The organism is Sulfitobacter undariae, from assembly GCF_014196805.1.
GTDB classification, from domain to species: Bacteria; Pseudomonadota; Alphaproteobacteria; order Rhodobacterales; family Rhodobacteraceae; genus Sulfitobacter; species Sulfitobacter undariae.
Map to the genome: position 1 here is coordinate 1 of NZ_JACIEI010000012.1, position 12,007 is coordinate 12,007.

Annotated in this window: 13 protein-coding genes; 9 read left to right on the top strand and 4 right to left on the bottom strand. The window is 50.8% G+C overall.

The features are described from left to right. Positions 1 to 236 precede the first annotated feature (236 nt). Positions 237 to 1,619, bottom strand: a complete 1,383-nt coding sequence (locus GGR95_RS13935; protein ID WP_184566885.1) for a PIN-like domain-containing protein — start codon at positions 1,617 to 1,619, stop codon at positions 237 to 239. Positions 1,620 to 1,914: 295 nt separating this feature from the next. Here GGR95_RS13935 and GGR95_RS13940 point away from each other — a divergent pair, with 295 nt between their 5' ends. Further along, on the top strand, positions 1,915 to 2,475 hold the full coding sequence (locus GGR95_RS13940) for a recombinase family protein (protein WP_184566887.1): 561 nt from the start codon (positions 1,915 to 1,917) through the stop codon (positions 2,473 to 2,475). Between the two features lie 92 nt (positions 2,476 to 2,567). Here GGR95_RS13940 and GGR95_RS13945 read toward each other — a convergent pair whose 3' ends face one another. After that, on the bottom strand, positions 2,568 to 2,939 hold the full coding sequence (locus GGR95_RS13945; RefSeq protein WP_184566889.1) for a hypothetical protein: 372 nt from the start codon (positions 2,937 to 2,939) through the stop codon (positions 2,568 to 2,570). 205 nt (positions 2,940 to 3,144) lie between these two features. Between GGR95_RS13945 and GGR95_RS13950 the strand changes: the two genes are divergently transcribed. The 6 genes from GGR95_RS13950 (at position 3,145) to GGR95_RS13975 (ending at position 6,452) form a co-directional block, all read left to right on the top strand. After that, complete coding sequence (locus GGR95_RS13950; protein WP_184566891.1) at positions 3,145 to 3,558, top strand: hypothetical protein; 414 nt, start codon at positions 3,145 to 3,147, stop codon at positions 3,556 to 3,558. Next, positions 3,558 to 3,830, top strand: a complete 273-nt coding sequence (locus GGR95_RS13955) for a hypothetical protein (protein WP_184566893.1) — start codon at positions 3,558 to 3,560, stop codon at positions 3,828 to 3,830. The genes GGR95_RS13950 and GGR95_RS13955 overlap by 1 nt, the downstream gene beginning before the upstream one ends. Position 3,831: 1 nt before the next feature. Next, positions 3,832 to 4,671, top strand: a complete 840-nt coding sequence (locus GGR95_RS13960) for a hypothetical protein (RefSeq protein WP_184566895.1) — start codon at positions 3,832 to 3,834, stop codon at positions 4,669 to 4,671. Positions 4,672 to 4,706: 35 nt separating this feature from the next. After that, the gene (locus tag GGR95_RS13965) at positions 4,707 to 5,120 is read left to right on the top strand and encodes a thermonuclease family protein (RefSeq protein ID WP_184566897.1); all 414 of its coding nucleotides are present in this window, start codon (positions 4,707 to 4,709) and stop codon (positions 5,118 to 5,120) included. A gap of 71 nt (positions 5,121 to 5,191) precedes the next feature. Next, complete coding sequence (locus GGR95_RS13970; protein ID WP_184566899.1) at positions 5,192 to 5,929, top strand: ABC transporter permease; 738 nt, start codon at positions 5,192 to 5,194, stop codon at positions 5,927 to 5,929. Positions 5,930 to 6,293: 364 nt separating this feature from the next. Beyond that, positions 6,294 to 6,452 carry a hypothetical protein gene (locus GGR95_RS13975; RefSeq protein WP_184566901.1) on the top strand — a complete coding sequence of 53 codons (159 nt, stop codon included), beginning with the start codon at positions 6,294 to 6,296 and terminating at the stop codon, positions 6,450 to 6,452. A gap of 409 nt (positions 6,453 to 6,861) precedes the next feature. Here GGR95_RS13975 and GGR95_RS13980 read toward each other — a convergent pair whose 3' ends face one another. Beyond that, complete coding sequence (locus GGR95_RS13980) at positions 6,862 to 9,840, bottom strand: hypothetical protein (protein ID WP_184566903.1); 2,979 nt, start codon at positions 9,838 to 9,840, stop codon at positions 6,862 to 6,864. A 127-nt stretch (positions 9,841 to 9,967) separates the two neighbouring features. Between GGR95_RS13980 and GGR95_RS13985 the strand changes: the two genes are divergently transcribed. Then, positions 9,968 to 10,147, top strand: a complete 180-nt coding sequence (locus tag GGR95_RS13985) for a hypothetical protein (RefSeq protein WP_184566904.1) — start codon at positions 9,968 to 9,970, stop codon at positions 10,145 to 10,147. A 670-nt stretch (positions 10,148 to 10,817) separates the two neighbouring features. Here the strand turns inward: GGR95_RS13985 and GGR95_RS13990 are convergent. Further along, complete coding sequence (locus tag GGR95_RS13990; protein WP_184566906.1) at positions 10,818 to 11,144, bottom strand: hypothetical protein; 327 nt, start codon at positions 11,142 to 11,144, stop codon at positions 10,818 to 10,820. Between the two features lie 463 nt (positions 11,145 to 11,607). Here GGR95_RS13990 and GGR95_RS13995 point away from each other — a divergent pair, with 463 nt between their 5' ends. Continuing rightward, entirely contained in the window at positions 11,608 to 12,003 is a 396-nt protein-coding gene (locus tag GGR95_RS13995) for a helix-turn-helix domain-containing protein (protein ID WP_184566908.1), read from the top strand. Positions 12,004 to 12,007: the final 4 nt, after the last annotated feature.

Sequence of the window (12,007 nt, forward strand, 5' to 3'; positions counted from 1 at the left end):
GCTCACAGCCATCGTTGCAGGCCACAAACAAAGCCAGATCAACGATCTGCTACCGTGGAATTACGTCAAATAGGTGGGATCGACGCACCGCTTACAATGCACTGATTTAACAGTAACAAATTGGTTGCGGGAGTGCGTCACTACCGAAAACGAACAGTTGTTGCGTTTCAAGTGTAATAAAGTTGGCCATGTATTGGACCCAACATTGACCAGCCGACCAAAAGTTCAACCTAAGCTCACATTATGTTGGTCTCGTCAGCCGACATTTTTGCAAAAGGAACAAAACTTCCATCGCCAGACTCACTCATGTCTAACACACCTACCAACAGACTCACTGTTATCGGTAATTCAGTACGCCATTTAGATAGCCATCGATTTATCAGTTCCGTGGCATCGGATTCATTTTCAGTGACCAAAACGATTGTAACACCATCTAAGTCACCTTCAGTAGCTTCGTAGTGGGCTTGATGAACAAATTCACGAGCCCTTTGCCCTATGAATTTTGGGTGCGAAATCAATTTAACTTCGAAGCCTATGTTTCCTCCATTTAGCTTTACCGTAAAGTCTGGATACCCCCGTTGGTTTGCATCTACTTGGCCGTGGTGCTTAATCAGCCAAGCGTGGACCGCCCTCTCAGCGCCCCGGGCACGGTTCATCATGTCACGATGTCTTCGGACATTCTCGGTTCGGACACTTGAGACATCACGGACCTCTTGGATAGCTTCATTCGAGATATCCGATTTCATAAACTCTTTGGAATACCTCAAAAATCCTTCAGGTTTGTACATATTGAATTGAGATATTCCACCTACTCGGCTTGCTTCATCTCGGAGTTCTGGCCTTGGCCCAAGAGTCTTTGGGCCATCGGACTTTACTTTCCACCACCAGTCATCTTTCGCATCGTCTGTTACAAAAACGACTGATTGAATTCCCTGCTCCTTGGCATATGAAAGAAGTTGGTGCCAGATTAGGAAATCACCGTACTTACGTTTGTAATTCACACCGCTATGAACGTACTCCGCTGGTCCGCTTTTGTCCTTATTCGCATCTAGATATCCAGGAGGAATTTCCAATTGGTACCGCTTTTCGGCACTGCTATAGATAGTATCGATCTCTGCTTGCTTGCTAACTTCAGGTCCAACACGACCACTGAAGAGTGTCTCGATCTTATCTTTAAGCGGATCAGGCTCTGTCAGCTTTTGCTGGTCCCTTTGTATTTCCTCCAATGAAGCAAGGAACGTATTGGCAAGTAAATCGAAACCATCGACCAATGGCGCGGGGTCGATGAGGGAGTGACGCCGCTCCAATTGCAACTTTTCGAGATCAATGCGCAGTCCATCTTTCGCCTTACTCACGACATTCTGAACTTCAGAGAAACGCTTGTTCTGATCCGCTAGGACGGTAAATCGGTTGCGCTGAAATTCTAATGCCACATGATGCGGTATCCAAATCCGTTCGGACAGCTTACCCAGAATATCCAAAAGCTGATCACGCGTCGAAGCTTGGTAGCGATAAAGGTTCAGCAGCACGTTAGTGTCGAAGACGAATAGCGCCGTTTCCCAGATTGCCTTATAATCAACGGCTGCTCCAGGGTCGAACTGAGGGAATTGTCCCTTCATAGCTTACGTTGCTCCAATGGCTTATCTCTTATACATCCTAAGCGGTTGCCTTATACTTTGACCATATGCGATTTTAATGAATGCGATGGTCTTGTTAAATTCTACGCGACCTCAATCTGTTGAGAACTTGATATTTTTGAATTCTTAAAAACGGTCGTTATCCGAGTTCTCGATACCAATGTATGATACAGCCACTGTTGCCCTTACAAATCAGATTCCAAAATTATCAATACCCCCTATCGTAACGAATCGCAAACCCAGCTATGAAGGTGATGAGTTTCGAGAAGGAGGCACAATGAACATCGGCTACGCAAGGATCAGCACTGACGGTCAAACCCATGCTGCACAGATCAACGCATTGGAGGCTGCGGGATGTGCCAAGATTTTCACCGAGACCGCTTCTGGTGCAAAGAAGGATCGACCTATTCTAGCTGAAGCACTGGCGTACCTTCGTCCAAACTCTGATGATAAACTGGTTGTCTACAAGCTGGACCGTGTGGCCCGCAGCCTTCCGCACTTGATCGAGATTATGGAGACGCTGAATGCTGACGGTATCGAGTTCCAAAGCCTTACCGAAGCTATCGACACAAAGACTCCTGGTGGTCGTTTGCTCTTTCACGTGATGGGGGCAATTTCTGCCTTCGAAAGAGACCTCGTAATCGAACGCACACAAGCTGGCCTCAAGGCGGCAAGAGCCAAAGGACGTGTCGGCGGGCGTCCACGTCGTATGACCGACGACAAGATCAACGCCGTGCGTGAACTACTGGCCAGTGGAACGCCAGTGAAGGACGCTGCCACGGCTGTTGGGGTGTCTGTACCAACGTTGTACAGATGGCTACCTGGTGCTTCGCGTTAGGCAGCTAAAGCGGATACTGATCGACTTCGGTTTTGCACGACGCAGGTATGGTTCGATTGCGGTGACAAACTCACGGCGATCCAATCTAGAATTTATGGTAAGCCTTTGGTTGAATAGACTTCAATGAACGAGGGGAGGTCAATAACGCGGGGGAGTCGCCGCGTATCGCCGGTCAGGTCTTCGAGATCGGCTTCAGCTTTCTTGTACACCTTAGCCATCTGAAGAACTCGGCCAGCAATACCAGGGCCACCATCAATCTCTGACCACGCCTGTTTAACAAAGGGCCACAGTTTTATTTCATAGATCAAATCAGTCATAGTGAATTGCCCACCATCGTTTCCAGCGATCATTGGCAACTGTCTCATGAGGTCTAGGACATCTCTATCACAAGCGATCTCCAAGTAACTCTGGGTGTTGGGAATGTCGTCGATGTCGTTCAGGGACAATTCTTGGGGTGGTTGCATTTGGTATCAGTCCTTTGATCAGCTACTTTGCATGCATCAATTCATTAAAAATGATGCTCAAGAATATTTAGCCAAACACTCCTGGATCGGGCCAAGGTTCATGCCGTTGCAGTCTCACTGGCATGATCTCAGTTGCGCCTCCGACGATGCACGTGCAGGATGTTGATGATTGTAATGACAGTACTAATTGTAGGAAGGCGCGATAATGGCAGGAAATGAGGTAGCAAAGGCGGATGGTGGCAAATCTCTGTCGTTGGACACGTCGAAAGGTCAAATTGATATCTCCGGACTGTCGGAAGAGGCGCAACAGGAATTGACAATGTATGCGGCCCGGAAGCAAATCGACCTGCAATCCGCTGCACAGAAGTTGAGCATTGATCTGCAGGGAACGTCCTCTGCCGTGAACAACATGGCGGATGTTACCAGACGCATGACAGAGTCAGGCGATGCCAACACCACACGGATCACACTCGAAAACAGTGCCGGAAAAACAGAAGTGATCATGGGCAACACCGACGAAGCCAAACGCGGCAATGTGGACAAGAAAAATGACACATGGATGTATATCGTCGGCGGCATAGTAGTCTTGATGATTGTTGCATCGGTCCTTAGCAGCTAATGCCAAAAACCATTTTCTTGGGCAACGGGTCCACCGCTGACGCAGTATTGGATCGACACGGGCGCTGGGCGTCCAAGCTGAACGAACAAGATGCACGGCGGCTGCGCAATGATGTCACCGATCTGGTGACGCATGGGAAGTTACTGAGCGATCATGGTGCATCGTTCAAGAGCAAGCGGACGGTTGAATTGACTGACGCGCAGGTCGTGTTGGATGCCCGGTTTGGGGCGGTAAATCTATGGGATCGACTCTTGTTGAAGTTGAGGGCGTAGCATGGCGGCACGGCGCAGGCGTTCAGGCTACAAAGGCAGCTATCCTACAAACTATGGTCAAGAGGCGGCACGGCGGCACATCGCAGAGGCGGCGGAATTGTCCGAACGTCTTGGTGGTATGGACAACGAGGTGAAGGACTTTTTCTTTGGTCTCGATTCATCCCGGCTCAAAGACGTGTTCGTTGCATACGGACGCCAGTTCGGGTTCGATAAACAGGACTATGCAGAACAGACCTTCACCAAGTGGAAGGGTGGAGAACGGAAAATGAGCGGCCTTGTGGCAGGGCGATTGTTCGACCTGTTACCACCGATCATGCCAATGGACTTAAAACTACGTATTGTGGAAGGTTTGTTTGATAAGGCGGGTAAGAAGCGCACCGATCATGTCTTGGCACCGTTGACGATGCCCGCCGCACAGGTCGTGGCTTTCGTGGACCAGACGTTGTTCTCAGACTTGAGTGAGGAGGGCATAGACGCTGGGTTGAAGCGTCAGTTCAAGTGGCTGGCAGGCGACGATGCAGCGGTGTCTGAAAAGCTGTTGAACCATTCCTTGCAGGTCACGTTCGATGCCAAGAAGGCGGCATTTTCGGCGATCATGGACCAGTTTGACCGCGAACGGGAAAACCACGCCGATACCATCACAGAGGTGGTGTCTACTATTCGTCTGCGTCAGCACGAAGTGCGGATCAAGCGGACAGACACAATTGAAGCCCCCAAGGTCGTTGACCCAATGACATTTGAGCGTGGAGGGCGTGAACCGCCCAAGGCGGATAGTGACTACGGATGGCTGGTGTGGCTGGGGATTGGCGGGGCGGTCCTCTACTTCCTGTTTACACAGTGATTCAAAAGCGGGTTGCATGGCTGTTTGTCCCGGCAATGCTGCTAATGGTCGGCTGGGTGGCCACCGATCAGAAGGCAAACCGGGTGGTCCCTTCCATGTCCACTGTTCCGTCCACCATACGGGCGCAGGATATAAGGGTGGTTGACGGGGACACTATTGCGCTGGGCGCTCACAACATCCGCTTGATGGGGTTTGATACGCCGGAAACGTACAGGGCGAAATGCACATTTGAGCGGAACAGAGGGGACGCCGCAACGAAGCGTCTGCGTAACCTCGTGAATGGCGCGAACACGCTTGATGTGCGCCTTACAGGACGCCGTGATAAGTTCGGGCGGGGTTTGGGTGGTCTTTATGTAGATGGGCGCGACGTGGGTGCGTTGTTGATTGAGGAAGGGCTGGCACGGCCTTATCATGGCGGAACGCGGCAAGGGTGGTGTGATGGTACGTGAGCGCCTAACATTGCGCATCCGGTCCTTTGGTGATCTTTGTCAATCCTACCGCCCCTGGACCACATAAGCCCATGATGGAAAATCTCGAACAGCTTTTAAAACTACCCTACCAGACGCTTGCTATTCTGGTCGGTGGCTATCTTGCGTATCGTTTAGCCTACACTGGGCGGGACAGTACCCATAGGACGATTGACACGGCGGCGATTGCGTTGGTGTTTGCGTTTATTGCTCAGGCGGCGTCTGCGTGGGCGCTGGTTACCTACGGTACCAGTTACCCGTCTAAGGCCAACGAAGTGCCTTTATGGTTTGGATATAGTGCAAGCATCGCCGGGATCATATTCGCGTTGATTTCCGCTGCCGTGTGGCGGCGCACCAGCGTCTCAGGCTTTGCATGGTTTCTACGCAAAACGCGGATTTCCTCATCAGACAGGCATATGGCCGCATGGGAAACCATCATTAACAAAGAAGACTCCGGGCCATCATCTATAGCAGTGATTAGGAAAGACGGGTCAGCAGTCGCATGTGAACGATTGGACGCTTTCAAAAATGCGCCTTTTGGCCCAATGATCCAAGGTCAGGATGGCTCAATCGCCTTGTATGTAACATCATCACGGGCTGCGGGGTCAGAAAACTGGATTGACGCTGACCCAAACTATGCAGATTGGGGGCCAGAGATAACAATCATCCCCGCTGGGGAAGTTTCAGAGGTGCGTATCCGACACAACCCATCACTTCTTAGGCGGTGGCGGCGCAGACGGGGCGCTGGGGATGGGCCTGGCGTTGTCCGGGATGAAGACTCCACCAGCTAACGCTGGTTCAGTTGCTGTTTCGGTATTCATAGTCAAGTGATCTACCTCTTGGGTGGCGGCGGTGCTGTCGGGGCACTGGGCGTCGGACGGGTGTTTGTTTCAGGTATGCTTCTACCGCCACCGGGAATTGTGCGGGGTGTTGGCATCGGTGCGGGTGACTTGGCCATGATGTTACCTCTTAGGTTTTGGTGGTGGCGCAGATGCTGGGGCGCTGGCAGTCGGTTGCTGCGAACGAGTTAGCGGTGTCGAAGGCCGGGATGCGGGTTTGGCAATCGGTGCTGATTTCTGTGACATATGATCTTACCTCTTAGGCTTCGGGGGCGGCGGTGCAGTCGGTGCGCTTGCTGTTGGCTGTTGCGACCCTGTGTGCCGTGTTGAATCACGTGACGCGGGTTTTGCAGTCGGTACGATCCTGACGGTGGATTTTGATGGTGGCGTGGGCGTCTTAGCCATCGGCTTTTACCTTTTTGGTTTCGGTGGTGGTGGCGTGGTCGGTGCGCTGGCGTGTGGTTGTTGTGAGTGAATAGAGAGGTATGGGTCGTTAGGGGGGCGTTCGCTCACTTGTGGTGCGGGCTTGGTTTCTCTGTCTCCATCGTCCTTGGGCATGCTTTTTGCCTCTTAGTTGTGTATTGGGGTTAGCGTGAACATACCGCGAACCGGTGTAGTCTGCCACACATAATATGGCAGAAATGGTTGACGGTGGTACAGGGTGCGGTACGGACAGCCAAGTGATGTTCGGGTACGTGGGCGCGGCCAATGGTGAAGGGGGGGGAAGGGGGGATGCTAATAGTATACCTTAGTGGTTGCTCTTCGTTCCCCTAAATCTGTTTGACCAAGCCTAACTACGAATCCATTCATGTTGGGGGACGCCGCAGAGCGGCGGCTTAACCGGGGCCCTGTTGATCCGATGAGTGCCGGAGGCACGATGCGGGTCAATGGTTCCCGTCAGGTAGATCATCATGATACAGGCGATATCGGTCATGGGTCGCGCCCGTGAACAGTTTCAGATCGCGGTAGAGAGATGATTTGATGAATACCATGTGCATATCTTGTTTCTGCTCTGGTGTTGATCTGAGCCCAAGGTTTCTCCCTAAATCCTGAAACAAGGTATCCCTCATCGCCATTGCAACAGGATCATCAAGATCGAATTTTTGACCAAGGATACAAAGCTGATCATATTCACCCAAGCTGGGATATGTGATGATAGTAGCGATGGTCATGCCCGTCAGGTCATTTCGACCACGTGCTGCCTGATGTGAACAAACTTGGTCTTCGTATTTCTTGTCGATGTTCTTCAGATTGTTGCTGATCACAAAATCGATTCCGGACTCCAGCAAGTCCTGAGCCATGTCGATTACGCTGGTGCGGCCCTTCTTGTCTGGTGCACGTGCATCTTCATCGAAATAGATAGGTACAAGCTCATTGAACAGATGTGGGGTGTTCGTGAGGTTCATTGTCCTCAGGTATTGCGACTCTTCCCTATGAGGTTTTTGGCCAGCAGCCAGCTTGAGTTGATCTTCTGCTCGATGGGCCAATGTAATGGAGCTTGCGATGCAGCGTGGTAGGTCTTCAGTCGTCAGTATGACCACGGGACAACCAAGGTTTGACCACCAGCGGTGTTCTTTGCTGTAGTACGTACCGATACGCTGCGCGTAGATATTGATTTCATCTACACCTTTCCCAAATGGGAACCGCTTCGCATCGACTTTCAGCTTGTCCGATTTCTGGTATCCGATCTGGTTGATCCGGTTACACTCATCGAACCCCATAGGTGGTGACATGTACCCCCCAACAACCGCGTCGAATGCCTGTACTTGGGCTGGCAGACCAGCATCCTTCCACGAACACCCTGTGGACTTCTTGGCCACTTTTGCCACCTTTTTCGCCAGTTTAACATCTTCCTTGGTGTCGATGCCGACCAAATCTTCCCACCCCACTTCATCGTATATGACTTGGTAGAGGCCCATCTCACGTATGCAATGTTTTACCCCATCTTGGTTAAAGTCATCCGGGAAGCCTGGATGCAGGAACGCTTTGCTGATCTGTGAATGGGGCCAGTTTTTCAGCAGGCTATGAACGCAAAATACCACCGTGTGGGTCGGATCAAACATTGAATGCCCGTTAATCATCCACATTTCATCGCGGAGTTCCGTCATACGGGTGTAGACAGCAGGCTGCATTGATTTGACTGCATGGAGGAAGCTGACACTACCATTGGCCCCTGCCTGTCGTCGCTCTATCGGTTTGACGCCAAACTCATCTGCGGCTTCTTGGTAGAGCTTGCTCAATGACTTGATGACTACCGCACAGGTGTTGCCATTTTCAATTCCTATGAATTCATTGCGTTTTGCATTTGCCTGTTCATATGATTTGCAGGCGAAACATATAAAGCCTGGTATTGGCGACCACGTGTCTCCATCCCGTTGCGTGGTTCGGTGTTGGCTATCAGCTTCCCGATCCCAGCGCCGTTCCTGTACGTGTTGCATCAGTGCATAGGTCTTGCCGATACCCTCTGGTGCCTGGACCAAAGTGGTACCAGGTGCGTCAGCGACATTACGTAAGATGCCGCTAAGGTTCGCTCTGGCCGTGTCACGACTTAAAGCCTTTTCACCAAACGATGCTGAGTATTTTCGAGGTCGGTTGGATTTTGATTTTTCCGACGCAATGGGGCTAACCTGTTGTACGGCCAGGCGCTGCTCAACAATGTTCAGTGTTTCATCCAGCGTGTATCCATTCGGTAGGAACAACGGGCCGCTGTGAGCGCCGATACCTGACGGGGCAACCATTCGGTAGTCGCCACGCACAAAGGTGGTCGGATTGCCATCATTAGCATGGTTCTTGAAGAACAGGTAATTGTAAGGCTCAAGATATTCGATCCTGGTCGGCTCAGGGTATTGGGCCCATCCACATTCGTGCAGATACCTTTTCAACTCATTGATGAATGCATCCCCACCCTTCAGCGATACCGCCCGTTTGCTCGGTCTACTCTGAGAATGTCGTTCTACCTCCATGATCGCTTTCGCTGACTTGGCCAGCATCAGCGTGTTCGTTGAGCCGGTAGGGGCACGTGACAACATATGCTCTTGGATGACGGTCTGCTCAATGAAATCGCCTGGCTGGAACCCATGGACGTTTGGCTTTTCACCATCCTGGAACATTCTGGTTCCCCAAGGAGATCGGCGCTTTTGGATATATGATGATAGGCGTTCATCAAACTTGATGGGCACACCAAGTGACTGTTGAACGGTTGTGGCCAAATGCACCCAAGTTGACCGGTATAGCTCATGCAGCACCTGGTCCGGTACGTCGCCTTGCCACGTGGCATTGGCCCATGCCGATTTCTTTGCTAATTCATTTGATAGGTGCCGGGTGTCGAATACCAGGTGTATGTGAAGGCTCTTGTTACCGCTGAAAACAGTGGAGTACCCTCTATAATCTTGGTATCGGGACAGTGCTGTGTGTACTTTGTGAAAATCACAAATATCACGTTTGCCAGCAAACCAATCCAACTGCGTTTCCAAAGATGCGGCATCAGGGCCATCGTGTTCAAACGTAAAAACCATCCACCCACCATTGGTGATGCGCTGTCCGGGCGGTGTGTAGCCGGATGCCACACCGCGCTTCTTTTTTGATGGATCGTATTGAGCGAAACGAAGCGGATTGCTGAACAATTCCGCTTCCTTCTGAATGCTATCGTTGTCGTCGCCAAATTCTTGTTTTAACTCCTCCAACGCGCTCTGACTAAAGTTGCCCATCTTGTGATAGAAATGTGGGACATGCAGGTCTTCCTTTGGCAAATAAAGGATTGGTGAAATGAATTCCTTGAACATCCTGTTGAGATGCCTGTTGCTGGCACGTTCGATTTGCCTTTGATGCTTTGGACTTATGGCTAAGTCAGATGGTTTTTTCATGAGATGCCCGTCAGTGTGTTTGTAATCTATTTAGCCTGTCAGACATCTTGTCTGACACAAACAATGCGGATGGTCTGCCCTGTCGTGCTGTGTTGCCTAAATACTGTACAACCATAGGAGTGATGTCATGCAACAAAACAGGATCACGATCAGAAACATTGACGATGCCATTCTGGCTGAGGCCAGAGCTATCGTGCGGTATAATGCTCAGGAAACCATGGGGGCGTTCATGTCGTCTGCCCTGGAAGCATATATCATGTCGTTACCATATGAGGCTGACGACTACTTCATTGATACCATTGACTGATTGCTTTGGTGAAACGCCAGCATTGCTTCATAAGTGTTTTCTCAATTTCAAAGTGCCAACAAGAAATAGCATGGGCTTGTGCATAGACTATCCACTATCCCTTATGTCCAAGGGACCGGTTGTTACAGGTGCCGCGAAATGACCCGGTTCAGATGCTCAACACCCTAATAGACAACACGACAGGGCGGAGCGACATGCGGACAAACATGCTTTCCGAACCGGGCACTCTCTAATTTCGATCAGTTCCCTTGGAAATCAAGATCGTGATCAAGATAATTCGGATTAACCATCAAACATGGCTTCATTCAGCTATACATAGTCATTGGTGGTAGGAGCTATCGCATGATGAATGGAATGACTTCAGCGGTTTCAGGTGAGGTCGCACTTTGAGCCAGGACAGGGACCACTGCCGCTTGTTTCAGGTTGGCACGAAGCAGTCGGTTCAATCCCTTAGCAGAGGCCAACTTGATATTCAGGGGCGAAATTCCACAATGGTGACGTATGTGGTTCCGTTTGAAGATCGCTTCAACAAGACGTTGACGTTGATCGGCTGATGCTTCCACAAATTTCCCTTCTCAGTTTTGGTACGATCTTCCCGACCGCCATCTTGGCATTGAACGAAAATTCTTCAGGTTAGTCAGACTTATGTCCCGGACGCCGGAGTCCGGTTTCAGTCAGACACATTAGCCGCTTTGACCCAAAGCCCGTCCTGTCCCTCGACACCTGCCCAAGCCAAATTCTGCTCCTGGAGGAAGTCACGGACATGATCGTCCAATTCGCCGTTCTGGAATTGGCAGGTGCCGCCATCGGGGCTCCGTGTAAAGAGTATGCCAAACACCTCTTCGTTTGTTTGGCCAAGTGTCATATTTTGGCAGGTTTCTTGAAGCTCCAACAGGTCAGCCAAGATGACTTTGGGATCGAGGTATTTTGGATCGCTGTCCGCCCAGACTGGGGCTGCAATCAAGAGCGATGCGATTGAAAGCGCGTACTTAAACATCATGGGTTCCTTTGTGTGGTGTCGCTTGGTGTAGGACGGTGCTGCTCGACTGTGCTGGGCAGCAAGTATTGGTGACATCAAATTGATCATCTCCCCGGCAGATCGAAGCCACCGCTCCACACGGCTGTACGCAAAACAAACCGAAGATATCATTCGGCGTCACCTGACCCCGTGTCTCCTGGTGAATACGCTTCATAAGCTCCCTGCGTGGCACGACAGAACCGTCAGATATTCTGCTGATGGTTGCCGCTGTAGTGCCCGCTAATGCAGCGAACCGTGACATCGATATGTTGTTCTGTTCGAGAAATTCATTGAGCCTCATCTGACTTACATCTTACGGTTTATGTAAGTGATTCGCTAGTCCCGATCTTCATGAACAGGGGTTCCAAAGCGTTACATTTTTTGTAAAAGGGAAGTATGAAGCAATGAGATCGAACCATTGGCAATCTATCAGACCCTTCGTATGGCACGTGAGCAGGCTGGGCTTTCCCTTGAGAAGGCGGCGGAGTGTATTGGCATCAGTGGGGCCAGCTTCTCGCGAATGGAGAATGGCCTCAGCAAGGTTTCGACTGACAGGCTGGAAATGCTTGCCAGTCTGTATCAGGTATCTGCGTCAGCCCTTATCGAGGGCAGTATCATAACCATGCCCTCCACTGTTGATCTTGATAGGATGCGGGCGGTCGTTGAGGCCGTTCAGAGGGGGGTATACAAGCTCCGTGTAAGGCCCTCATCAGAGAAGATGGGTATTGCCGTGGCAGAGGTATACCGCATGGAGATCGAGCGTATTGTGAATGATCCCAAAGCCGAATTTGATCCAACCCGATATAACAGCCTCATCGAGGCCATGTTCCGAAAGTGAATAT